Annotated in this window: 28 protein-coding genes; 23 read left to right on the forward strand and 5 right to left on the reverse strand. The window is 32.2% G+C overall.

The features are described from left to right. The first annotated feature begins 80 nt into the window (after positions 1 to 80). The 7 genes from FN795_RS02975 to rlmH all read left to right on the forward strand — a co-directional run bounded on the left by FN795_RS02975 (position 81) and on the right by rlmH (position 5,560). Positions 81 to 1,181: a DNA alkylation repair protein gene (locus FN795_RS02975; RefSeq protein ID WP_142449298.1), complete on the forward strand. Its 1,101-nt coding sequence runs from the start codon at positions 81 to 83 to the stop codon at positions 1,179 to 1,181. 276 nt (positions 1,182 to 1,457) lie between these two features. Beyond that, positions 1,458 to 2,339 carry a pirin family protein gene (locus tag FN795_RS02980; protein ID WP_142449299.1) on the forward strand — a complete coding sequence of 294 codons (882 nt, stop codon included), beginning with the start codon at positions 1,458 to 1,460 and terminating at the stop codon, positions 2,337 to 2,339. Between the two features lie 2 nt (positions 2,340 to 2,341). Next, complete coding sequence (locus tag FN795_RS02985) at positions 2,342 to 2,737, forward strand: OsmC family protein (protein WP_142449300.1); 396 nt, start codon at positions 2,342 to 2,344, stop codon at positions 2,735 to 2,737. 4 nt (positions 2,738 to 2,741) lie between these two features. Further along, positions 2,742 to 3,026, forward strand: a complete 285-nt coding sequence (locus FN795_RS02990) for a GNAT family N-acetyltransferase (RefSeq protein WP_142449301.1) — start codon at positions 2,742 to 2,744, stop codon at positions 3,024 to 3,026. Positions 3,027 to 3,279: 253 nt separating this feature from the next. Then, entirely contained in the window at positions 3,280 to 4,695 is a 1,416-nt protein-coding gene (locus FN795_RS02995; RefSeq protein ID WP_142449302.1) for an amidohydrolase family protein, read from the forward strand. Between the two features lie 86 nt (positions 4,696 to 4,781). Then, positions 4,782 to 5,084 carry an antibiotic biosynthesis monooxygenase family protein gene (locus FN795_RS03000; RefSeq protein WP_142449303.1) on the forward strand — a complete coding sequence of 101 codons (303 nt, stop codon included), beginning with the start codon at positions 4,782 to 4,784 and terminating at the stop codon, positions 5,082 to 5,084. A 2-nt stretch (positions 5,085 to 5,086) separates the two neighbouring features. Then, on the forward strand, positions 5,087 to 5,560 hold the full coding sequence (rlmH, locus tag FN795_RS03005) for a 23S rRNA (pseudouridine(1915)-N(3))-methyltransferase RlmH (RefSeq protein WP_026729408.1): 474 nt from the start codon (positions 5,087 to 5,089) through the stop codon (positions 5,558 to 5,560). 40 nt (positions 5,561 to 5,600) lie between these two features. Here rlmH and FN795_RS03010 read toward each other — a convergent pair whose 3' ends face one another. Together FN795_RS03010 and folP are read right to left on the reverse strand one after the other, a co-directional pair. Then, complete coding sequence (locus tag FN795_RS03010; protein WP_142449304.1) at positions 5,601 to 6,248, reverse strand: hypothetical protein; 648 nt, start codon at positions 6,246 to 6,248, stop codon at positions 5,601 to 5,603. A 146-nt stretch (positions 6,249 to 6,394) separates the two neighbouring features. Further along, complete coding sequence (folP, locus tag FN795_RS03015) at positions 6,395 to 7,219, reverse strand: dihydropteroate synthase (RefSeq protein WP_142449305.1); 825 nt, start codon at positions 7,217 to 7,219, stop codon at positions 6,395 to 6,397. A gap of 225 nt (positions 7,220 to 7,444) precedes the next feature. Between folP and FN795_RS03020 the strand changes: the two genes are divergently transcribed. From FN795_RS03020 to FN795_RS03095, 16 genes are all read left to right on the forward strand, one after another. Beyond that, positions 7,445 to 7,984, forward strand: a complete 540-nt coding sequence (locus FN795_RS03020; protein ID WP_035648267.1) for a DUF1599 domain-containing protein — start codon at positions 7,445 to 7,447, stop codon at positions 7,982 to 7,984. Between the two features lie 76 nt (positions 7,985 to 8,060). Beyond that, positions 8,061 to 9,182 (forward strand): BT_3928 family protein, encoded by a 1,122-nt coding sequence (locus tag FN795_RS03025; RefSeq protein WP_142449306.1) that lies wholly within the window; start codon positions 8,061 to 8,063, stop codon positions 9,180 to 9,182. Positions 9,183 to 9,290: 108 nt separating this feature from the next. After that, entirely contained in the window at positions 9,291 to 10,775 is a 1,485-nt protein-coding gene (locus FN795_RS03030) for a hypothetical protein (RefSeq protein WP_142449307.1), read from the forward strand. 68 nt (positions 10,776 to 10,843) lie between these two features. Further along, on the forward strand, positions 10,844 to 11,512 hold the full coding sequence (locus FN795_RS03035; protein ID WP_142449308.1) for an alpha/beta hydrolase: 669 nt from the start codon (positions 10,844 to 10,846) through the stop codon (positions 11,510 to 11,512). A 73-nt stretch (positions 11,513 to 11,585) separates the two neighbouring features. Then, entirely contained in the window at positions 11,586 to 12,038 is a 453-nt protein-coding gene (locus FN795_RS03040; protein WP_142449309.1) for a hypothetical protein, read from the forward strand. A gap of 308 nt (positions 12,039 to 12,346) precedes the next feature. Further along, complete coding sequence (locus tag FN795_RS03045; protein WP_035648277.1) at positions 12,347 to 12,847, forward strand: TlpA family protein disulfide reductase; 501 nt, start codon at positions 12,347 to 12,349, stop codon at positions 12,845 to 12,847. A gap of 45 nt (positions 12,848 to 12,892) precedes the next feature. Then, positions 12,893 to 13,645 (forward strand): triose-phosphate isomerase, encoded by a 753-nt coding sequence (tpiA, locus tag FN795_RS03050; RefSeq protein ID WP_035648280.1) that lies wholly within the window; start codon positions 12,893 to 12,895, stop codon positions 13,643 to 13,645. 153 nt (positions 13,646 to 13,798) lie between these two features. Next, entirely contained in the window at positions 13,799 to 14,632 is an 834-nt protein-coding gene (prmA, locus tag FN795_RS03055) for a 50S ribosomal protein L11 methyltransferase (RefSeq protein WP_142449310.1), read from the forward strand. 32 nt (positions 14,633 to 14,664) lie between these two features. Next, complete coding sequence (locus tag FN795_RS03060; RefSeq protein WP_035649330.1) at positions 14,665 to 14,940, forward strand: ATP-dependent Clp protease adaptor ClpS; 276 nt, start codon at positions 14,665 to 14,667, stop codon at positions 14,938 to 14,940. Between the two features lie 64 nt (positions 14,941 to 15,004). Next, a complete protein-coding gene (locus FN795_RS03065) occupies positions 15,005 to 16,288 on the forward strand; it encodes a sterol desaturase family protein (RefSeq protein ID WP_142449311.1) in 1,284 nt (427 codons plus the stop codon). Next, positions 16,285 to 16,962, forward strand: a complete 678-nt coding sequence (locus FN795_RS03070; RefSeq protein WP_142449312.1) for a lysoplasmalogenase — start codon at positions 16,285 to 16,287, stop codon at positions 16,960 to 16,962. The genes FN795_RS03065 and FN795_RS03070 overlap by 4 nt, the downstream gene beginning before the upstream one ends. A 96-nt stretch (positions 16,963 to 17,058) precedes the next feature. Next, positions 17,059 to 17,511: a 2-dehydro-3-deoxyphosphooctonate aldolase gene (locus FN795_RS03075; protein WP_142449313.1), complete on the forward strand. Its 453-nt coding sequence runs from the start codon at positions 17,059 to 17,061 to the stop codon at positions 17,509 to 17,511. 53 nt (positions 17,512 to 17,564) lie between these two features. Further along, positions 17,565 to 17,987: a hypothetical protein gene (locus tag FN795_RS03080; RefSeq protein WP_142449314.1), complete on the forward strand. Its 423-nt coding sequence runs from the start codon at positions 17,565 to 17,567 to the stop codon at positions 17,985 to 17,987. A gap of 252 nt (positions 17,988 to 18,239) precedes the next feature. After that, positions 18,240 to 19,058 carry a 3-deoxy-8-phosphooctulonate synthase gene (gene kdsA / locus FN795_RS03085; protein WP_142449315.1) on the forward strand — a complete coding sequence of 273 codons (819 nt, stop codon included), beginning with the start codon at positions 18,240 to 18,242 and terminating at the stop codon, positions 19,056 to 19,058. A 20-nt stretch (positions 19,059 to 19,078) separates the two neighbouring features. Continuing rightward, positions 19,079 to 19,984: a hypothetical protein gene (locus FN795_RS03090; RefSeq protein ID WP_142449316.1), complete on the forward strand. Its 906-nt coding sequence runs from the start codon at positions 19,079 to 19,081 to the stop codon at positions 19,982 to 19,984. A 125-nt stretch (positions 19,985 to 20,109) separates the two neighbouring features. After that, positions 20,110 to 20,787: a YiiX family permuted papain-like enzyme gene (locus tag FN795_RS03095; protein ID WP_142449317.1), complete on the forward strand. Its 678-nt coding sequence runs from the start codon at positions 20,110 to 20,112 to the stop codon at positions 20,785 to 20,787. Between the two features lie 72 nt (positions 20,788 to 20,859). On the opposite strand, the gene FN795_RS03100 is transcribed toward FN795_RS03095, so the two are convergent. The 3 genes from FN795_RS03100 to FN795_RS03110 form a co-directional block, all read right to left on the reverse strand. Continuing rightward, entirely contained in the window at positions 20,860 to 22,251 is a 1,392-nt protein-coding gene (locus FN795_RS03100; protein WP_142449318.1) for a M20/M25/M40 family metallo-hydrolase, read from the reverse strand. 152 nt (positions 22,252 to 22,403) lie between these two features. Next, positions 22,404 to 24,329: a discoidin domain-containing protein gene (locus tag FN795_RS03105; protein ID WP_142449319.1), complete on the reverse strand. Its 1,926-nt coding sequence runs from the start codon at positions 24,327 to 24,329 to the stop codon at positions 22,404 to 22,406. Between the two features lie 31 nt (positions 24,330 to 24,360). After that, complete coding sequence (locus FN795_RS03110; protein WP_142449320.1) at positions 24,361 to 25,146, reverse strand: glycerophosphodiester phosphodiesterase family protein; 786 nt, start codon at positions 25,144 to 25,146, stop codon at positions 24,361 to 24,363. Positions 25,147 to 25,154: the final 8 nt, after the last annotated feature.

A 25,154-nucleotide genomic window follows, 5' to 3' on the forward strand; every position in this document is an offset into this window, starting at 1 on the left:
AAAAGTTACAATTCTTAACAAGACTTACTCCCTTAATAAGCGTTGAATTAAATACCTTTGAGGTTCATTCAAACAAAATCATGGGATTAATTAAAGATATTTATTCGGTTTCTTTTTACGAAAAATTTAGTCAGGCTGTCGCCGAAGTGCATCCAACATTCAACAAGCAAAAATTTATTGAAGCCATTTACGAAGGCGATTTTGCACAAAAAGAATGGAAAGAAAGAATGAAACATACAACTGTTGTGTTTCACCAATTTATGCCTCAAAATTTTCCCGAAGCTGTTGCTGCAATTGATAAAATCATCGAAAATTTAAAGAAAAACAACTTTGCAGACAGCAATCTGGCGTTCATATTTTTTGCTGATTATATCGAAATATATGGTTTAGACGATTTTAAAACTTCGGCGAAAGCCTTTGTTTCTATCACACAGTTTATAAGCTGTGAATTTGCCGTTCGCCCTTTTATTTTAAAGTATAAAGAACAAATGATTGATGAAATGATAAAATGGTCTTTACACAAGAATCATCATGTTCGAAGATTAGCCAGCGAAGGTTCACGCCCGAGATTACCGTGGGCAATGGCGATTCCGTTTCTAAAAAAAGATCCTTCTTCTATTCTTCCTATTTTAGAGAATCTAAAAAATGATTCTTCAGAATATGTCCGTCGAAGCGTTGCCAATAGTTTAAATGATATTGCAAAAGATAATCCACAAATTGTATTAGAAATTGCCAATAAATGGAAAAATCACAGCAAAGAAACGGACGGAATTATAAAACACGGATGCAGAACTTTATTAAAACAAGGACATCCAGAAATTTTAAGTCATTACGGTTTAGAAAGCACCAATATTGAACTTTCTTCTTTTGAAATTAAAACACCTCTAGTGAAAATTGGAGATTATTTGCAGTTTCAATTTCATTTAAATAATAAAAACGAAGAAGCTAAAACGATTCGTTTAGAATATGCCGTTCATTACAAAAAAGCAAAGGGACATTTAGCAAAAAAAGTCTTTAAAATCAGTGAGAAAGTTTATCATCCGAATCAATTGACTAAGATTGAAAGAAATCAATCTTTTAAGTTAATTACAACGAGAGTTTTTCACACTGGAATTCATCAATTATCGATTATTATTAATGGAACGGAGAGTGAGGTTTTGGAGTTTGAATTGATTGATTAAACACAAATTATTCCAGTTTAACGAGCTAGTTTGTCATTCCGAGGAACGAGGAATCTCCGCAATCTAAAGTTCCAATCTTTGTCGAGCTTCTCGTGGAGATTCCTCGTTCCTCGGAATGATAAACAGAACTGCATAAAAAGAAGCATTTGAATTATTCCACATTTTCACTACTTTTATAGTTAATACCAAAAACAACTTTTCTTAATCTAAATTAAGTTACAGATTTCTATCACAACTGTAATTTTGTTTTCAAATCAAATCAAATCAAAATACCACATGTCAAATATCAGTTTAATTATCGAAGAACGCTCAGCCAATATTGGCAATTTTATGGTGGGACGTTTATTGCCTTTCCGCGAAAAAAGAGCCGTTGGACCATTTGTATTTATCGATCATATGGGGCCTGCGCATTTAAGTGATCATGAAAATATGGATGTTCCGCCGCATCCACATATCGGACTTTCAACATTGACTTTTTTGTTTGAAGGAAGCATTATGCACCGCGATAGTTTAGGAACAGAATTAGAAATAAAACCCGGCGCTGTAAACTGGATGACAGCCGGAAAAGGAATTGTTCATTCTGAAAGAACTCCAGAATACTTAAGACATTCAGACAAAATGCTTCACGGATTACAGATTTGGGTGGCGCTTCCAAAAGAATTAGAGCAAATGGACCCTAATTTTACGCATGTCGAAGCAGACGATATTCCGGCTTGGGAAGAAGATGGCGTTTCGTACAAATTAATCGCCGGAGAAGCTTTTGGTAAAAAATCACCGGTACCTGTTTATAGTCCGCTTTATTTTATTGAAATTAAAAGTAAGGAAGCGAAGAAAATCAATATTGGAAGCCATTTATTCGGCGAAAGTGGTTTGTATATTTTGGAAGGAAGTATTAAAAACGGCGAACATGTTTATGATCCGAGACAAATTTTAATTACAACTGAAGCTTCTCTTTGTGAGTTTGAAATTTCTGAAAACTCAACGGTTTATATCTTTGGTGGACAGCCATTTCCTGAGGAACATTTTATTTTTTGGAACTTCGTTTCTTCAGATAAAGAATTAATCGAAAAAGCAAAAAAAGACTGGACAGAACAAACTTTCCCGAAAGTTCCAGGCGAAACCGAATTTGTTCCATTACCTGAACCAAGAATCAAATAATTATGGATACAGTTTCAGCAAAAATAGATACACGTTTGTATCGTACCGAAATTACTTCTGCAAGCGGAAATATTTTAATTTCAGATGAACCGCAACAACTTGGAGGGAAAAATTTGGGTTTAAATCCAACAGAGCTTTTGGCTTCATCATTGGCTTCTTGCACATTGATTACTTTGCGAATGTACATTAATCGCAAACAATGGAATGTCGAAGAAATCAATATCAAAATTGATTTTGAAAGAGATTCAGAGCGAAATTGTACCTCATTTACCAGAAGAATTGAAGTAATTGGCGAAGTTGACGAAACACAAAGACAACGTTTAGAAACAATCGCAAACAGCTGCCCAATTCACAAAACACTAACGCATTCAATCGAAATTAAAACTACATTAATTTAAAAACATGGAAATTCAACAAATAAACGATACAAGAAGAGGCTATTTTGAAGCTGTAGAGGACGGAAAAGAAGCTGGCAAAATGACCTATACATGGGCAGGAGATACAAAATTTATAATTGATCACACGGAAGTAAGTCCTGATTTTAACGGAAAAGGTGTTGGGAAAAAATTAGTTATGGCCGCTGTAGATTATGCAAGGGCTAATAATTTGAAAATTATTCCGCTTTGTCCTTTTGCCAAAAGCGTTTTTGATAAGGTTGAAGAAATTCGTGATGTACTTTTTTCTTAAAGGTTCTAAGATTCTGAGATCCTAAGGTTCTAAGTTTTTTTTTAAACCGCAATCGCGATAGCTATCGGAAGCAAAAGATTACGCAAAGTTCGCAAAGTTTTTTTTGATAAAGCTTTGCGAACTTTGCGTTTATATTAAGTCTTACAGATAATAAAAACCTTGCGTTCTTTGCGGTTAAATTCCCTCATCAAAAAATTGAATTTTAAAATCTCCGCAGAAACTCGTATATTTGCGCGTAATTTAAACTTAGAGTATGACAAGGATAATTACGTTTTTCTGTATTTTTATAGCACAAATCGGCTTTTCTCAATCGGCTGAAAGTTATTTAGAAAAAATCAGAAATAATGAAGCTCTCTTAACAGCTTTTTTTCAACAAATGCCAAAAGGAGGCGATTTACACCACCATTTTTCAGGATCAATTTACGCCGAGCCACTTTTAGAAAGAGCAATTTCTGAAGACTTTTATTTGAATGTAGAAACCATGGCAGTTTCTAAAACAAAACCTGCAAACGGAAATTGGCAGACTTTTTCTTCTATAAAAAACGAAGGCAAATTAGACCATTATCAACAACAAGTTATGCAGACTTGGTCAATAAAAGATTATAATGGTTATGTTCCTTCTGACGATCAATTTTTTGACTCTTTTATGAAATTCGAACCGACAATTCAAGGACATTTTGCAGAAGGAATGCTCGAATTGAAAAAACGTGCCATTGCAGAAAATGTAAGTTATATCGAAACACAATTATCTACAATTCCTTGTAACATGAATGTTTCAGATTTATCGGATTTTAATTCAAAATTGCGTCAGGCATCTTCTCAAAAAGATGAAAAAGCAGTTCTAAAACTTTTAGACGATTTATACAAATCGCTTCAGAAAAAAGATGCAAAAAAATACGCCGAAGATTTCAATACAAATTTCTTAGCAAAACTTCACAAAGACTTAAAAATTGATGACGAAAAATTCACGATGCGTTATCAAAATTTTGTGCTTCGTTTTATGGAACCTATAGATTTATTCAAAAATCTGGTTATTGCTTTTATTTCTTCTAACGAAAGTAAATTAACTGCAGGAGTGAACATTGTTTCTCCGGAACATGGCGAGAATTCTATGAAAGATTACTGGCTTCATATGGTGATGTTTAAATATTGCCACGATAAATTTCCGAATGTAAAATACACGCTGCACGCGGGCGAATTAACTTTAGGTTTGGTTCAGCCAGAAGAATTGACCTGGCATATTAACGATGCCATTTATGTTGCCGGAGCTAACAGAATTGGTCATGGCGTTGATATCGCTTACGAAGCTAATTCGTATGATTTATTGAAATATATGTCGAAAAATAATATTCCGATTGAGATTAATTTAGCTAGCAACGAATTCATTTTAAAAGTAAAAGAAAACAGACATCCGTTTACGCTTTACAAAGAATTCAATGTGCCAATTGTAATCAGTACAGACGATGCAGGAATTTTAAGAAGTAATATGACAGAGCAATATGTTTTATTAGCAAAAAGATATCAGGACGTTTCGTATGCTGCTATAAAAAAATATGTTTACAATAGTATCAATTATAGTTTTATTCAGGATGAATCAGTTAAAAAACAATTAATTAAAGATCTTGATAATAGATTTAAGGTTTTTGAATCGAAGTTTTCTAAAAACTAATAAAAACATAAAATCTGCTAAATCTGCGAGAGTATAATTTTTTCTAGCAGATCTAGCAGATCTGGTAAATAAAAAATTAATTAAATATGATTTTAGAAGCAGTATATCTTTTTATAAAACCAGAATTAGCATCAACATTTGAAACTGATTTTACAAAAGCAAGTCAATACATTTCTTCAATTGATGGCTATTCAGGGCATCGTTTGGAGAAATGTATTGAAGTCGAAAATAAATATCTTTTATTAGTTGATTGGAATACACTAGAAGATCATACAATCGGATTTAGAAATTCTGAGGCATATTTAGAATGGAAAAAGATTTTGCATCATTATTATGAACCATTTCCTGTTGTAGAACATTTTGAAACCGTTTTTGAAAATAAAAAATAGACATGAACATCAAACTCATCGCAATAGGCAAAACAGATAATAAATCGCTTCAGACTTTAATTGACGATTATACCAAACGTTTGTCGTTTTACATCAAATTTGATTTAGAGATTATTCCGGATATCAAAAACGTAAAAAACTTATCTGAAAGTCAGCAAAAAGAAAAAGAAGGCGAATTGATTTTGTCAAAACTTTCAGCAACAGATCAACTGATTTTATTGGATGAAAACGGAAAAAACTTTTCCAGCGTTGGTTTTTCTGAAGAATTGCAAAAGAAAATGAATTCTGGTGTAAAAACGTTGGTTTTTGTTATTGGAGGCCCTTATGGTTTTTCTGAAACGGTTTATAAAAAAGCGCAAGGAAAAGTTTCGCTTTCGCTGATGACGTTTTCACATCAAATGGTTCGTTTATTTTTTATCGAACAATTATACCGCGGATTTACGATTTTACGAAATGAACCTTATCATCATCAGTAACGGTTAATCGTTAATTTGTTTAATTGTTTAATCGCAGTTTCTAAAAAATGAATTCTTCGTCTTCATTTATAAAAACGAATGGAATCTTTTTATCAATTATAGTTTTTACTAAAATCTTACATTGAATATATTCTTCATAGCTCATGTTTTTATCATATGAAAATGTAATTTGAGCTTTTGGGTTGATAACTAAACTATCTAAAAATGGTTTTAAATTACTTTTTGGAAAATCATAAGCTTTCCCTCCACTGTATTTTATCATTCCATTCTTTTTAAAATACAGCTGGCTTCTATTATTCGCAATTTCCATTTTATAATGCACTTTCGTGAAAGGTAGAAAGGCTAAATTCTTTCCGATTGAATCTGCGTAGGAATAGTAATTTTGTGCGTTTTCATTTTTATGCGCGCTGTCGCCACGCTTTTTTTCCTGTAATTTCATCACTTCAGGAATTACCAATTTCAATGGTAAACGTTTGTCAATATTGAAAATCCAATTCGTTGAAATGATGCTGTTTTTTCTGTTTACGTCGGCAATTGTATCTTTTGCTTCTACCTTAAAAAAGATGTAAATTGGAGAATGATCTTGAATGTCTTTTACGATTGTAACGTTTGATTTTGGGAGTAAAACGTCTTTTTTTTCTCCGCAGGAGAAAAGAATAAAAGCAATAATTAAGGTAAAATATTTCATTTTATTATTAATTTTCACATACAGTTTGTCATTTCGACGAAGGAGAAATCACACTAGTATTTCCTCAAAGAAATTCGCCAATTTTTGTCGAGTTTCGAGTGTGATTTCTCCTTCGTCGAAATGACAAAACCAAGCGATTATTTTAATTATAAATCTAATTTATTAAATAAAGCAACACATTCCACAGCTTCTTTCACATCATGAACACGCAAAATTTTCGTGCCTTTTGTCAAAGCAATTGTGTTTAAAAACGTTGTTCCGTTTAAAGCTTCCTGCGCTGTAATATCAAGCGTTTTATAAATCATCGATTTTCTGGAAATCCCTGCTAAAACAGGTAATTCCAACAAATTAAAAAGTTCCATTTTTTGCATCACTTCATAATTCTGATCAGTTGTTTTAGCAAAACCGAAACCAGGATCGAGAATCAAATCATTGATTCCTAAACTTCTTGCTTTTTTTACTTTTTCCGAAAAATAAAAAAGCATTTCTTTTACAATATCATCATATTGCGTCAAACTCTGCATTGTCTGCGGATTTCCACGCATATGCATCATAATGTAAGGAACATTGTATTTTGCAATAACATCAAACATTTTATCATCAAGTTCTCCCGCTGCAATATCATTTATAATCGCTGCACCGCTTTCAATACTTGCTTTTGCAACTTCGGCTCTGAAAGTATCGATTGACAATAATGTTTCTGGAAAATGCTTTAAAATCAATTCTATCGCAGGAACAATACGGTCGATTTCTTCTTGTTCCGAAACAAATTCGGCACTTGGTTTACTTGAATAAGCGCCGATATCAATAAATGTAGCGCCTTCAGAAAGCATTTTGTCGACTTGTGAAATGATTTCGTCTTCGTTTTTATATTTTCCTCCATCAAAGAAAGAATTTGGCGTAACATTTAAAATCCCCATTACTTTAGGAATCGATAAATCTATAAGTTCGCCTTTGCAGTTAATTGTCATTTGTTTATTTTGTTTCAGGTTTCAAGTTTCAAGTTGATACAGATTGCGAAAGTTCTGGAACTTGAAACCTGAAACCTGAAACTTTTTAAACTAGTTTCGAGTTTCAAGTTATAACCGTTAACACTTTGTTTAGAAAAAACTTGGAACAAAGAAAACCTGAAACTTGAAACTCTTAAAAAATTATCCTTATTTTTGGAAAAATTTAAGCAAATATACAGCATATAAATGAAGAATACTTCCCAAGAATTTGATAATGTTATCGCGGTTTGCCGAACCTTGTTCATCAATAAAATGAAAGATTACGGCAGTGCATGGAGAATTTTAAGACTTCCTTCTCTAACCGATCAAATTTTCATAAAAGCGCAACGAATCAGAAGTTTACAGGAAAACGATATCCGTAAAGTTGATGAAGATGAAAAAGGAGAATTCATCGGAATTATCAATTATTCGATTATGGCTTTGATTCAGTTAGAATTAGGCGTTGTTGATCAGCCGGATCTTGACGTTGAAAAAGCAACAGAATTGTATGACGCTAAAGTAAAACTGACAAAAGACTTAATGGAAGCGAAAAATCACGATTACGGTGAGGCTTGGCGTGATATGCGCGTGAGTTCTTTAACCGATTTGATTCTGCAGAAACTCCTTCGCGTTAAGCAAATTGAAGACAACAAAGGAAAAACTTTAGTTTCTGAAGGCATTGATGCTAATTATCAGGATATGATTAATTATTCTGTTTTTGCGTTAATTCTAAATCCGATAAAATAAATCAAATTCAAAAAAAGAAATTTTAGATTCCAATGCTAAAATTGGAGTTTAGAATTTTAATACTTAAATATTTGTTATGAAAAACATCCTTACCCAATTCTCCCGCATATTTGTCGGTGTATTATTTATCATTTCCGGATTAATCAAACTAAATGACCCTGTTGGTTTCTCTTATAAATTGGCAGAATATTTTAGCGAACCGGTTTTTAATATGCCTTTTTTAGAGCCATTGGCTTTAGGATTAGCTATCTTTTTAGTAATTCTGGAAGTAGTTTTAGGTGTAATGTTGTTGGTTGGTTATAAATCAAAATTAACCATTTGGGCATTATTGCTTTTAATTGTTTTCTTTACCTTCCTTACCTTCTATTCTGCTTATTTTGATGTAGTAAAAGATTGCGGATGTTTTGGAGATGCTTTACACTTAACACCTTGGCAATCCTTCACAAAAGATGTTGTTTTGCTTTTCTTTATCCTGATTTTATTCATCAATAAAAAATTAGTAAAACCATTATTTTCAAAAATGGTGACCAACATTCTTACCTTGCTAAGCATTGTTTTATGTGTTTTCATGGCAGTTTGGGTTTTAAACCATAATCCGATAAAAGATTTCCGTCCGTATAAAGTTGGAACAAACATCGAGAAAGGAATGGAAATTCCGGAAGGCGCACCAAAATCGGTTGTAGAAATGATTTTCATTTACAAAGTAAACGGCGTTGACAAAGAATTTACAGAAAAAGATTTAATGAATATTCCCGAAGGTGCAACTTTCGTGGATAGAAAAGACAAAGTGATCACTGAAGGTTTTGTACCGCCAATTCACGATTTCACGATGACAAAAGACGATTCTGATTATAAAGCAGAATTATTGCAAGAACCAAAATTAGTAATTTTTGTTACTTACGATTTGGCTTTGTCAAATCCTGAAGGAATGAAAAAATTAGCAAAAGTTGCTGCGGATGCAAAAGCTAAAGGTTATAAAGTTATTGGAATGACGGCTTCTGGAACTGAAGAAATTACAAAAGCTAAAAAACAATATAATTTAGATGTTGATTTCTATTTCTGCGATGCAACAGCTTTAAAAACGGTTGAAAGAGCAAATCCGAGTATTGTTGTGTTGCACAAAGGAACAATTGTTCAAAAAGTACATTACAACGATGTTGATGATTTAAAGTTATCTGATGTAGCTTATGGGATTTAAAAAATCTTAACAATATAAATAACGCCAATATTTCTATTTTTTTTTAGATATATTGGCGTTATTTTTTGAAAATCAAACTAAACCAATTCCAATTAAAAACAAAATAGAATGATAACTGCGATAAGAAAAAATTTGACCAAAACGTTTTATGAAAATCCTTTCCTTTTTTCATTTATAGTATTTTTACTTATTTATGCCGGTTATGATTATTCTGTTCACAAATCTTCTGGTACACACTTAGTTTCTCTTCAGGTTTTGGCGTTAATTGCTGGTGTAATTTTTGAAAGTAAAAGAATTTCAAATAAATGGACAACATCAGTTCTTATAGGGATCATTTCTTTTGTTTTTATATTTTTATTTGGTGTTTTTTTATGCACCATAGTTGGTGAATCAGATTGTAATTTTTCATTCATTTTGGATAGAAGTCTTACGTTTTGGCCTTTTATTTTCTTTATATTTTATGTTATGTATTCACGCATATTTAATGAACGAAATATAACGCCAAAATTAACCGAGGGTATAACATTATTTCTCTCGATTGCCATGATATACTGGGTAGCTGATAACGGATTAATCAACTTTGACAATATAATCTCCCAAACCTTAATGGTTATTGGTATTTTATTTTCATTATTTTCTTTTTTCCATGCCTTTACAAGAACTTATTTATCTGATAGAAACAAACTTATCCTAAGTATTTGGAGTTCAATAATCATGATGTTTTTTGCCGTAGATAATTTAAATTCAATTTATAATCAAAACATTATCAATTCAAATGATATTTTGCAGGGAATATATATTGCAATTCAATATTTTCTTTTAGGAATTTCAAGTATTTATATGATTCAGAATTTCATGATGCTTATTGGTTTTCTGCCAAGATGGAAAAGGTTTTTCAATTCAAGATATTTTAGAGAACTACAAGAACTCAAAGACGAACATATTGATCGATATTCTGAACAACAGGTAAATTATTTAGATTCCATTTTCTGCATTGTTCTTATAGGTTCTGTTTTCTATTTAAACTATTACTATGAGTTTGTTTCCAGACAATTTATAATTTGGATAAGCTTTGTAATTTTTCCTGTGATTCTAAATCTTTTTAATCGTGTTACAGGAAAGAAAAGATTTGCTTATCTCCTATTTTTAGTTCTGTTTATTTCTTGCCAGAATAAAGAGGAAAAAAATATAAAAATCAATCCCGAGAATATCAACTTAAATGAAGTTGTTTCGGATTTAAGTCCAGAACAAATTGAAAAAATCAAAACTATACATGCCATTTTTGCGGAAGTTGACAAAAGCAGTTTAGAGCAAACTATAACTGATTTTAAGAGAGATTTACACCCCGAAAATGAAATCGAAATCTGGATGCAGATGGCAGACGCATACAAAGGCTATCTTAGTAAAAACAAAAAGAATATAGATGAAAAGAAAGAAGTTTTTAAACTGATTTTATCTCGTTCTATGATGAGTTCTCAAGAAACTTTAGAAAACGCCAATTTAGAATACCTTTCTAAAAAAGAGGCAGAAGAAGTTTTGAGTTTTTACAATGATACTCCACAGCCATTAATTGTAAAACAATCAGCTAAATAAAAAGTATTTCCCAAACGGTTTTCTTTCTTACATTTGTTAAAACCAACTGTAAGAAACCAAACATTTCTATGAAACAAATCTCAAAGTTTTTATTTACTTTTTTAGCGGCTTTTCTATTCAGCCAATTAAGCTTCGGCCAAACTCAAACATCAAACAAAGACCAACGTTACATCTTCTTTTTGCACAATGCATATGTAGAGCAAAATCCATTAAATGTTCCACATCCGGAATATGGAAAAGCTGAATATAACGAAATTTTGGCTTCTTTCAGAAAAGATAATTTCATAGTTTACAGCGAAATCAGAAAGAAAAACACCAATACCTCTAAATACGCTGAAAAAATTGTAAAACAAGTAAAAGCATTATTAAAAAAAGGTGTTTCTCCAGATAAAATAACCGTAATCGGAACTTCAAAAGGCGGTTATATCGCGCAATTTATTTCTACTTATTTAGCTAATCCAAATGTAAATTTTGTTTTTATTGGCTGTTTCAGAGATGTAGATATTCAAGAATTCCCAGAGATTAATTTCTGCGGAAACATTTTGACAATTTATGAAAAATCAGATATTTATGGTGTTTCGGCGATTAAAAGGAAAGAAACTTCAAAACTGAAAATAAATCACTTTAAAGAAATTGAACTCAATACAGGACTAAAACATGGATTTTTATATAAAGCTGCCGATAACTGGATTGCTCCAAGCAAAAAATGGGCAAATGGAAATTATGATTTGAATTAAGGATCTAATTGGCAACTTTAAAAACTGGTAACCATCTTAATTATTTAACGAAAACAAAAACAATTTCAACTCAATGAAACAAATCATAAAATTATCATTTATATTTCTCTTTATCACAACGCTTGGTTGCGACAACGCTGTTGATTGTACAACACCTCCTGTCTCTCTTAATTTTGAATTTGTTGATGTTGATTCTGGTCAAAATTTATTTACGAATGGTGCTTTTGATTCAAAAAAAGCGATTACTGTAACTGATTTGGATACAAATAAAATCATACAAACTGCTTACATGAAAACCGATGAATTAAATCGTCTTGTAATAAATTCCATAGGATTTGAAGTCGGAACTTTTAATTACGGTATACGTTACGATGACAAAAATATTTTCGAATTGCATGTTACTACAGAAAAAATAAAAGATAATCATTGCTCTGGAACCAAAATTAGATCTATTGAAATTAAAAATGCCTCATATCGATTTGATGACAAAACTGGGAGCTATAAAATTTTATTCAAAGCTGGATAATAAAATCATTCTAAAAAACAAAATGCTTTTCTTCTTTGAATAGAATAAAAGCACGACGTTTTTTTGCCCAAAACGCATTTTATTTTAATCTAAATTTACTCCTTTTTAAATCTTTTGAAGACCTCTTTAATAGAATCTTCAATTTTGATTATCTACTATTACGATTTCATTCTGTTTTTTGTAACCCAAATTTCACATTTTGTTACAAAATAAACGATTCTTCAAATTTTGTTAATGTACAATTGGCATTCAATTTGTTTGTTTAACTTTGTGAATTCAGTACTAAATAAAAATAATTTTAATATAATATGAAACAATTAGCCCTAGTCGTTATTGCGTTTATTACATTTTCATGCTCTCAGGCTCAGAAAAAAGAATTTTCAAAAGAAGCCTTGTCTGAAAAATTATTAGCTTCAGATGGAAGCCAGGTTGCCTTCAAAAGCATTTTGAAAAAATACAAAGGAAAAACTTTAGTTATTGAAGTTTGGGCTTCATGGTGTGGTGATTGTGTAAAAGCAATGCCAAAAGTAAAAGAATTACAAGCCAATAATCCAGATGTATCTTATTTATTCATTTCTGCTGATAAAACAGCTGATAAATGGAAAGCTGGAATCGAAAAACATGAATTAAAAGGCGATCATTACATGATGAATGACGGAATGAAAGGCTTATTCGGAAAAGCGATCGACTTAGATTGGATTCCACGTTACATCATCGTTGATAAAAAAGGAAATATAGTGCTTTACCGCGCTATTGAAACTGATTTTGATAAAATCAACGAAGCTTTGAAAGGTTTAAAACAAGCTTAATTACTTTAAAAACAAAAAATTAAAAGAATAATAAAAACTACCAAAATGAGAAAATCGATTGTTGCAGGAAACTGGAAAATGCATAAAAATGCTGCACAGACTGAAGAATTATTAAACGAATTAATTGCTAAAATTCCAGCAAAAACGAATGCACAAGTAATTGTAGCGCCAACTTTTGTAAACTTACAAGCTGCTGCTACAAAATTAAAAAATACAACTATCGGAGTTTCTGCTCAAAATGTTCACCAAGCTGAAGGTGGTGCTTTTACTGGAGAAATTTCTGCAGATATGTTGACAAGCATTGGTGTTAATACAGTAATTTTAGGTCACTCTGAGCGCAGAGCTATTTTCCACGAAACTGATGCATTAATCGCAAACAAAGTTGATACTGCATTGAAACATGATATGACAGTAATTTTCTGTTTTGGTGAAGAATTAAAAGATCGTCAATCTGGAAATCATTTCAATATTGTTGAAAACCAATTACGTGATGGTGTTTTCCATATTGCAAAAGAATCTTGGTCGAAAATTGTTTTGGCTTACGAACCAGTTTGGGCTATTGGAACCGGAGAAACTGCATCACCAGAGCAAGCTCAGGAAATGCACGAATTTATCAGAGAAGTTATCCGTAAAGCTTTTGGAGCTGAAATCGCTGATGAAGTTTCTATTTTATATGGTGGTTCAGTTAAACCAGACAACGCTAAAGAAATTTTCTCTAAACCAGACGTTGACGGAGGTTTAATTGGAGGTGCAGCTTTAAAAGCTGATGATTTCTTAGCAATTGTAACGGCTATCTAATTAAAATTTTAGATTTTAAAATCAAGCTTTATAAAAAAGCGTTCGCCACGGCGTACGCTTTTTGTTTTTTAAATTATTCTTAAATTAAGAATGTTCTTTGAGTTTTTTAGACAACTTCTGCTTTCTATTCTTACCTTTGCAAAAATTTTTTTTATGTCAAATATATATTTAGGATATCATTTTACGATTGAGCCAAAAGAACTAGGATCAGAAATTTTAGTGGCAGAATTAGGCGAAAAAGCGTTTGAAAGTTTTACAGAAACAGAAAACGGAATTTCGGCTTTTGTGAAGAAAGATTTATGGGACGAAAATATTCTGGATGATATTTATATTTTACAGTCTGAAGAATTTAAAATTGAATATACTATTGAAGAAATCGATCAGGTAAACTGGAACGAAGAATGGGAAAAGAATTTTGAACCAATTGATGTAGACGGAAAATGTCATGTTCGCGCTCCTTTTCACCCAAAAACAGATGCCGAATTTGATATTTTAATTGAACCAAAGATGAGTTTTGGAACTGGTCATCACGAGACAACTCACATGATGATCCAACATTTATTAGAAATGGATGTTAAAGGTCTGAAAACTCTTGATATGGGATGCGGAACAGCTATTTTGGCCATTTTAGCCGAAATGAAAGGCGCTGAACCAATTGATGCAATTGATATTGACAATTGGTGTTATTTAAACTCTATCGAAAATGCTGAACGCAATAATTGCAAACATATCAGCGTTTATGAGGGCGATGCAGCTTTATTAGCAGGTAAAAAATACGATTTGATTATTGCCAATATCAATAGAAATATTTTACTAAATGATATGCAAGCGTATGTCGATTCTTTGAACCCAAAAGGAATTATATTATTCAGCGGTTTTTATGAAGAAGACATTCCGTTTATCGATGCATCCTGCGTTGAAAAAGGGTTAACGTATGTTAAAAAATTTCAAAGAAATAATTGGGTTTCATTAAAATACGTAAATTAGTCACAAGTTACAAAGTACAAAAACCAAATGAGATGAGTACTAAAGAAAAAGTAAAAGAAAGAGTTCGCGAGAAGGAAGCAACAGTTTTCAATAACGAAATTATTGTTTATAATGACGATGTAAACACTTTTGATCATGTAATTGATACTTTAATGCGTGTTTGCAGCCATACCGCAGAACAAGCAGAACAATGTTCCTTAATTGTACATTACAACGGAAAATGCACTGTAAAAACGGGTCCGCTTGACAAGTTAAAACCGCAATGCACACAACTTTTAGAAGCTGGATTGAGCGCCGAGATTGTTTAATCGCAAATAATTTAAAAAGCATTCTATTTTATTCTATATTTGGATAAAATAGAATGCTTTTTTTATGGAAGAATACGGAAAAATATTAATCATTGCGATGCCTATTTTTTTGGCCTTAATTATTATTGAAAAAATTTACGGCATTTATAAAAAAAATGACACTGCGCCTTTAATTGACAGCGTATCGAGCATCAGTTCCGGAATCACAAATTCAGTAAAAGATGTTTTGGGACTTAGCATTACTTTTCTTTCCTATGAATGGCTGGTTTCTAAAATTGCTTTACAACATTTAGAACCAAGTGTTCTCTCCTATTTTATTGCTTTTTTTGTAATTGATTTTTATGGTTACTGGAGTCATCGCTTAGCACATCAAATCAATTTTCTTTGGAACAAACATGCAATTCATCACAGCAGTGAAGAGTTTAATCTTGCCTGTGCGCTTCGCCAGCCAATTGCAAGCTTGGTAAATCTGTTTACTTTTTTGCTGATTCCTGCAGCGCTTTTGGGAGTTCCGGCTTCTGTAATTGCCATTACGCTTCCTTTGCATTTATTTTTGCAGTTTTGGTATCACACCAAACACATCAACAAAATGGGATTTTTGGAGCATATTATCGTGACGCCATCACATCATCGTGTGCATCATGCTATAAACCCGGAATATTTAGATAAAAACCATTCGCAGATTTTTATTTTTTGGGATAAACTGTTTGGCACTTTCCAAGCAGAATTAGACGAGGTTCCACCGGTTTTTGGAATTACCAGGCCAGCAAATACCTGGAATCCAATTAAAATTAACTTTCAGCATTTAACGCTTCTTATCAAAGATGCTTGGCGTGCCGAAAACTGGAAAGACAAATTAACAATTTGGTTTAAACCAACTGGCTGGAGACCAGAAAATTTTGAAGAAAAATATCCCGTAAATAAAATCGAAAATGTATTCGACTTTGAAAAATACGGAACTCAAAACTCTCAAAAACTTATTTATTGGTCGGTTGCACAAGTCTTGATTACGCTTTTGTTTGTGAGTTATCTTTTTGACAATATTGCCAAAATTGGTTTACCAAACATCTTCATTTATGGATTTTTTATTTTTATAACAATTTATAGCTACAGCGAGTTAATGGACAAAAGTAAATATGCAGTTTTTTGGGAAGGATTTCGTTTTAGTACAGCTGCAGCAATTATAGTTTACAATGGTGACTGGTTTGGCTTAAATACAGTTTTTTCATTAAGTAATTTTGTCATTTTAATTTATTTAGGTTTATCATTTTTAACCACAATATATTTTGTAACCGTTGATTTTAAAAATAACCAAAACCAAACCATAAACTCACTCAACCCCTTATGAGAAACGCTACCTATTTTAAAATTTACATCGCATTTTGCCTCGTATACCTCATTGTTTTACTTTTGGGGTATGAAAACTTAGATTTGTTTTTAAAACCAATTTTAATTCCGCTATTGAGTTTCGGAATTTATTTTTACAGAACATTCCCAACAAAAAACATTCTGTTGCTTGCGCTGCTTTTTTCATGGATAGGTGATGTAATTTTACTTTTTACTGATTTAGGCGAAATTTACTTTATTTTAGGATTGATTGCTTTTCTTATTTCACATATTACTTATTGCGTTTTGTTCAACAAACAGAATAGAAGGCAAGTCAAGAGAAACTTAGTATTTTTTGGAATTGGAAGTGTTGTAATTGCCCTTTATTTAGTTGGAATGCTTTCGCTTTTATTACCCACTTTAGGCGATTTGCAAATTCCGGTAATAGTATATGCAAGTGTCATTTCAATTATGCTTTTATTTGCTTTTAATGGCTACTTAATCTGGGAAAAACGAGGAAGTTTATATGTTTTTTCAGGAGCAGCGGTATTTGTCATTTCTGATAGTATTTTGGCCATAAACAAATTCTACACACCAATTGAAAAAAGTTCATTTTTCATTATGCTTACTTATCTTGTGGCACAATATCTGATTGTAATTGGAATATTGAAACTGAATCCCAAAAAGGCAGAATAACATTTATAGATTTAAAATCTTTAAAATGATTTATCTGATAGCTGTTAGCAGTGACGGAAAAACCTTTTAAATTTGCATGACAAAAAAAGCATAACCATGAAAAAAATATTCATCTTTTTAATTTTATTAATCAGTGCAACTTCTTGTATTAGTACAAAATCGACATTAAAAAATGTAGATGATAATGCTCCTGATTTAATTTTGAAGAAAGACAATACGTTTGCCATTACACTTTTTGCCAAAGACAAAAAATATGGCTACGATCCTGATTATCCCATAAATATTTTCTACCGAAATACTAAAGACGAAGCTTTGAATGAAACTCGTTTTCTAAATGCGCTTGCTGGTCCTGCAGGTGAAAAAATCACTTATAAACGATTAGAAACATGTTGTCCGTTTCCAACAAAAAGAAGCGATATGGGTGCAGGATTTTTAAATGTTTATGAATTAACGTGGGAAGGACAAAAAAAACCTGTGATACTTTATTTAAACATTTATGAAAAAGGAATTCTAATGGTTCCGATGGGATTGAGTTTGAAACAGAATTAAATATTACTATTCGAATTTTATACTTAAGAAAGTTATTCTCTCATAAAATATTTATGACATTAAATAGAAAAGAATTAATACATCCAATATTTCATTTACTATTTATCTCAGCTCCAATAATTGGGCTGATTTTTGATTATCATTCTGATTTTTCTGAAAAAGCATTGTTTGTTTGTTTCATTTTAATTTTCCTAAATAGTAGTGATTCTGTGAAATTAAAAGGAAGCGAAATAATTCGTGGAATTCATCTTTCTCCATTTGGTTTTATAAAAATAAAAAAACGAATGGCATTAAGTGATATTAAAGAATTGAGTATTCATAAAAATGAAAAAAAATACTGTGAGATTATAGCTGTCTCTGATAATGATTTTTTAATTATTAAAACTATTGCTAATAGAATTCCTGCTGAAGAAGAATTGAAAGAAATTCAAACTAAGATAAACTCCAAAAAACAGCTTATCCAAAACTTAAATTAACTTAATTTCTCATAATTCTACTAAATTTAGCCCTGATAGAAGTGGAAATCATTTTTCTCTAAAACTTATTTTTTCCTGGTTGGGCAGAGCGACCGGAGGAAGCTCCTGAACAGACTTTGGAAAAAAAGTTGTAGAAAAAAATATTGAAACCAATAGCAGCCCCGATAGCTATCGGGGTTCATAAAATAATCTTAAATCTTAATCCTAAACTCATAAATCATAACTACCTTTGCAGTGCAAAAAAATAATTTTATGAACTTACAACATATTCCACAAATTAAGCATACTGACAGCGGAAATTTCTTTTTATTGGCGGGGCCTTGTGCTATCGAAGGAGAAGAAATGGCGCTGAGAATTGCTGAAAAATTAGTTGGTATTACCGACAATCTTCAGATTCCTTATGTGTTTAAAGGATCTTTTAAAAAAGCAAACCGTTCTAGAATTGACAGTTTTTCTGGAATTGGAGATGAAAAAGCTTTAAAAATATTAAGAAAAGTTTCAGAAACTTTTCACGTTCCAACTGTAACTGATATTCACACAAACGAAGATGCTGATATGGCAGCGCAGTACGTTGATGTATTGCAAATACCGGCTTTCTTGGTTCGTCAGACTGATCTTGTTGTTGCTGCGGCAAATACAGGAAAAACGGTTAACTTGAAAAAAGGGCAATTTATGAGTCCGGAAAGCATGAAACATGCTGTTCAAAAAGTTTTAGACTGTAATAATGAAAACGTAATGGTTACTGATCGTGGTACTATGTTTGGCTACCAGGACATGATTGTTGATTTTAGAGGTATTCCTACTATGCAGCAATATGCTTCTACAGTTTTGGATGTAACGCATTCTCTACAACAACCAAATCAAACTGCAGGTGTTACAGGCGGAAGACCTGATATGATTGAAACGGTTGCTAAAGCGGGTATTGCAGTTGGTGTTGACGGTATTTTTATCGAAACACATTTTGATCCTGCTAATGCAAAAAGTGATGGTGCCAATATGCTTCATTTAGACTATTTTGAAGGTTTGATGACAAAATTAGTTGCTATTAGAAAAACAGTTAACTCATTCTAAATTTATAATACTTAAGTTCTTTGAAAACAAAAATTTTATTTTTCCTTCTGGCTTGCGTTTCACTAAGCGCTTTTGCTCAGGAAGAAATTCCGGTACAAAAATACGCTGCACACAATAAAGGAAAATTCTTTGTGATGTGGGGTGGTAACAGAGAAAGTTACTCTAAATCTGATGTAAATTTCAGAGGTAAAGATTACAACTTTACAGTTGAGAACATGCAAGCTCATGATAAACCAAAAGGATGGCATGTAGATTATATCAATCCTGCAAATATGACTATTCCTCAAACGAATTTGAGATTGGGTTATTTTTTTAGTGATCATTATAGTGTTACAATTGGTGTTGACCACATGAAATATGTAATGTCACAAAATCAAATTGCTAACGTGAACGGAAACATCAATTTACCTGCAGATGATCCTGCATCAATTTACAATGGAAATTACAATAACACACCTGTAGATATGTCTCAGGGAGGAGCTATAGAAGGCGGTTATAACAAAGGTGAAATAAATCCAAACGGTCCTGCTTTTTTAATGTATGAACATACAGACGGTTTAAACTACATTAATACTGAGGTGGCGAGATTTGATGATGTTTCAAAATGGTTTGGATTGCCAAATATTGATAAAGTTCAGATTAACTTAACCGAAGGTATTGGTGCTGGAGTTTTATATCCTAAAACCAATACTACAATTTTAGGTAAAGAACGTCACGATGATTTTCACGTTTCTGGTTATGGTGTTTCTGCAAAAGCTGGTTTAAACATTACCTTTTTTAAACATTTCTATGTTCAGGGAGAGTTAAAAGGTGGTTATATCAATATGCCAGATATTAAAACTACAATGAGCAATGATGATAAGGCTTCTCAGCACTTTACTTATTTTCAACGAATTATTGCTGTTGGAGGAATTTTCAGAATCTAAAAAGATTACTTTATAAAATAATAAAAGCAGAATTTCATTCATTTGAAATTCTGCTTTTTTGTTTGTGTTAATTCCGAATGAAAACTGAAGAATAAATTATACTTTTAAATTTTTAAAATTTGAATATGAAAAAATCAAAATACCTCTTTCTGATAATTACCTTTTTACTGAGTTTTGGTTGCGCGTTATTTGTCGCGATGAAAGTTTTTCCGAACAATCCATTTTCGGGAAATAAGCCTCAAAATACAGTTTTAGATAAAATTCAGGATGGCGATATTATTTTTCAAACTTCAGAATCTCCACAATGCGAAGCAGTACGAATTGCCACAAATTCTAAATTTTCTCATTGTGGCATTATCTACAAAATAAACGGAAATCTATTTGTTTTTGAAGCCGTACAGCCTGTAAAATTAACTCGTTTGGAAGATTGGATCCAGCATGGAAAAGACAATAAATATCTTATAAAAAGATTGAAAAATGCTGCTGAAATTTTGACTCCTTCAACTTTGCAAAAAATGAAAGATTACAGTCAGCAATTTAATGGTAAAGAATATGATGCTTATTTTGACTGGACAGATACTAGAATTTATTGTTCTGAATTAATCTGGAAAATATACAAAAACGCTGCCGGCATCGAATTATCAAAACTCAAACAGCTGAAAGATTTTAATTTAACTGATGAAAAAGTTCAGAAAATATTAAAGGAAAGATATGGAAATGAAATTCCACTGGAAGAAAAAGTAGTTGCGCCTTCTGACCTTGCAGATTCTGATTTATTGAAAACAGTTATTGACACTTATTAACTTATATAGATATTAAAACAAAAAAGCTATGAGCAAAACTCATAGCTTTTTTGTTTTTAGAATTATCAAAAATTAATTTGAAGCAGGAAGAACGATTCCGTTTTGATCTATTAAATAGATTAATGAAGTCATAGTTGCTGCACCAAGTTCTAATTCTCTTTTATTGATTGCGTCAAATTTATCGTTTGCTGCGTGGTGATAATCAAAATAACGCTGTGAATCTGGCTGTAAACCAGCTTTTACAATTGTTTTTGAAGTTAAATGCTCAATATCTGATCCTGCGTGTCCTTTTGTGAAATTATGAATCAAATAAGGCTCAAAAAGGTTTTTATATTCTTGCAATTTTTTGAAGTTAGCATCATCAGCTTCGATTGAAAACCCTCTTGGTGTAAATCCACCTGAATCACTTTCTAAAGCAAAAATATGATTCTCGTTCTTTTGTTTTGCAACTTCTTCATATTTTGCTCCACCTTTTCCACCGTTTTCTTCATTCATAAACAATACAACACGAATCGTATTTTTAGGTTTATAGTTTAAGTTTTTCAGGATACGAACTACTTCCATACTTTGTACCACTCCTGCTCCATCGTCATGCGAACCATCGGCTAAATCCCAAGAGTCTAGATGTCCACCAACAACAAGAATGTTCTCTGGAGTTACTGTTCCTTTTAATTCTCCAATCACATTATAAGATAATACATCTGGCAAAGTCTCGCAAGATTGTTTGAAATATAATTTAATCCCCGGATTGGCTTTCAAAGTTTTACTCAATAATTCTGCTCCGTTTGTACTAATTGCCGCCGCCGGAATATATTGTTCTTTTGGCAAATCACCATAGCTTTGAGCCCCTGCATGTGGGAAATCATCTAAACGTAAGTTTAAAGAACGTACAATCGCTCCAACTGCACCAAGTTTAGCTGCTTCTTTTGCACCACTTCTTCTTTGATCTCCTGCTTCAGAATAAGAATTAAAAGTTCCAATATATTCAGGATTCATTGGTCTATTAAAAAACACAATTTTACCTTTTACTTTATCGCCTAATCCTTTTAATTCATCAAGGCTTTGTACTTCAATTACTTCAGCTGTAATTCCAGTTTTTGGAGTTGCAACTGAACCTCCCAATGCACAGATTGGTACAGCAGTTTTTACTTTTCCGTCTACGATAAAAGCAGTTTCTTTCTCGCCGCGAACCCAGTGAGGGACCATAACTTCTTGTAAATAAACTTTATCAAGACCAAGACTTTCTAATTGTCTTTTTGTGTATTCTACACCTTCTGCAGCACCTTTTGATCCAGATAAACGACTTCCGATATCATTTGATAAATATTCTAACCAAGAATAACATTTAGCTTCGGTTAAAGCTTTTTTGTAAAATAATTTAATGTTTTTTTCATCATTTGATTGTGCAAACGATGCGGTCAATCCATTTAAAACTAAAGCAGTTAAAAGAATGGTTTTTTTCATGTTTTTTATAGCATTTTTGGGTTGTTTTACAAAGGAACAAAAATCTTTATAACTGTCAGAGTTTTTTTGCAGACTTTTGTCAAAAAAAAAGCTCTGATTGCAATTATCTTTCGATTTGCAAATCAGAGCTTTTATATCTTATTAAATAAAATTTATTTTACTTCAATAAGTTTATTTCTTGTACCGATCCCGTTTTCATTAAAAGGCTCAATCGTGAAATAATATTTTGTGCCTTTGTCAAGACCTCTAAAATCATATGAGTTCTCTCCGTAAACCATAATACTGTTATATAGTTTATCAGGAGTTATGCCATAAAAAATATTATACCCAATTGCATCTGACTGCTTTTTCCATGATATCATAGCGTTGCGAGAATCCGTTTTGTTTCTGTCAACTTTAAATCCGGAAACTGCTTTTGGTTTTTCTGACAAACCATTTCCAAAAACTCTAAAATCAGAGATTGCAAATAAACCAGATGCATTATGAATATTTTCCATTTTGATATAACGCTTTTTTATCGATTTTGAAAGCTCTACATAATCATGCGGTACATCTTTGTCATTTTGGGATTTATCTACAACCAAAGTCCAGTTTATGGCATCATCAGACATAAATATTTTATATTGATAATAAATATCCATTGCCTTATTGTACTGCGTTGCTTTATGATCTGCGTAATTAATTTGCAGCGCATTTATTTCCATTTTTCTGCCTAAATCCATTTGAAGCCACTCTCCTGGATTACTTGTTTTAGCCGACCAATAGGTTTGAATGTTTTCGTCTGTTAAGTTTTCTGGTCCGTAACAGAACTTTTCATATACTTTTTTACCACCATTATCCATTCTGTGTGTTTCTACTTCCATACATTCTTCAGAAGAAGAAACGGTTACGGGCTTTTTGTATGAAAGCAACATCCAACCAGATGAAGCTCCTTTTGTTTGATCACGCTGGCTTGTTGGAAGCACAATCGGAAAATCTCCATAAGCTGTAATAGAATACATTACGTCATCTTTATCAAATCCAGCAGGAAACATATCAATGCGACGCTCAAAACGATCTTTAATCGAAATTTTACACGTTCCTGTATTCCAATAATTTCCATAATTATCTGCAAACGTATTTCCGTGACCGGCACCAATTACAAATCCACCCGGTTTATATGACATTGGATTGTGTTTTTGATACGTAAAAGGTCCTAAAGGATTATCACCTACGTGAACACCATTTGCATAACCTTTAAATTCAGTTGCTGGTGCGCCATATTGCATATAATATTTTCCGTTATGTTTAGTCATCCAGGCACCTTCAATGAAATTTCCCCAAGGCGCTGGTTCCATATCATTATTTGGTCCAAAACGTTCCCATCCATGAGCTGAAGGATCTAGAATTGCAACTTCTTTAATTTGCCCATAAGGACGCTGAATATCTTCTACTTCTGTGGCTTTGTATAATTGTGCATAATCCGCCTGATTTCCTTTTGGAAGCCAAGTACTATAATCTACTTCTGTTCCTACAAGCGGTAGTTTTCCACTTGAACCGTAGTACATATATACTTTTTTGTCATCGTCTTGAAAAATCGCAGGATCCCAAGTTGGCAACATTGCTTTGTCAACATGACGAATCCATCTTCCTGATTTTGGATTTGCTGTTTTCCAGATTGGATGATCTCTTTTCCAAGTTGAACCCACATAAAATAATGTATCATTCACAACCCAGGCTGCCGGAGCACATTGATCATCATCGCCAGGCTGTCTTTGGAAACTTCCGTAAACAAAATTCCAGTCTGACATATCTTTACTCCAAAAAAATCCTGCCTGATTGGTAGCAAATAAATAATATTCACCTTTATATGTAATAATAACGGGATCGGCGCTAGAACGGCGTGAATACGGAATTCCATTATGATTGAAAGTCGTATAATTGTAGCCTATATTAATCGGATTACAATAAGTCGTTGCAGGTTTATTAGGGTCAAACCATTCTGTTTTGCCAGTTGCATTTTGAGCCAAAATACTGTTATTGAAAACGATCAAAAACAATAAAATTGGCAGTCTCAGTTGTTTATTTATTTTTTTCATGATTTGATTTGTATTTATAAAGGCTAAAAGATTATTTTTTCGCTTTTAATCTTTCCTTTAAAAGTTCAGGTTCATTTGTCGTGATATAATTGAATTTTTGATCGATAATCCAATCCATATCTGCGGCTTCATTTACAGTCCAGGCGTTTAATATAATTTTGTTTTCTTTAGCTTCCTGTATCCAATCAGGATGTTTTTTAAATACCGAATAGTGATAATCAACACCATTGATCTTGTCTACTTTAACTTCTTTCGGAGACTTATTTCCTTCTAAATATTGAAGCGAAGTTTTAGAATCTATAGCTCTAATTTGTTTTAGAATATCGTAATCAAAACTTATGTAGCATGTTTTTTTATTGGCTTTAAGTTTTTTGATTGTTTCTACAGTTTTTATAGCCGTTTCTTTTCCGCGCTCTTTACTAATTTCTGAAGGTTTTATTTCACAAACCAACAGCGTGTGTTTGTTCTTTTTTATTCCTTCTGAAATATATTCGTAAAGTGTTGGCAGCTTTTCACCATTCGATAAATTAAACTTAATTAAATCAGCGTAATTGGTTTGTTCGATCAATAATTTATTAAAATGAGCATCGTGATTAATTACCAGTGAATCATCGGCAGTGCGCCAAACATCAAATTCTGATCCAGGCAATTTTAAATCAATTGCATGTCTTAAGGAAGCAATCGAATTTTCTGGAAGATTATTTTTTTTCCACGCACCTCTATGCGCTACAATTGCATTCTTCTGCGCATAACAAGAAGAGAACGCGAATAATAAACTTAAAAAAAAGAAAGCATGGGATTTTTTGAAAACATTCATAACATTTA

It is taken from the genome of Flavobacterium resistens (assembly GCF_900182645.1).
Taxonomy (GTDB): Bacteria; Bacteroidota; Bacteroidia; order Flavobacteriales; family Flavobacteriaceae; genus Flavobacterium; species Flavobacterium resistens.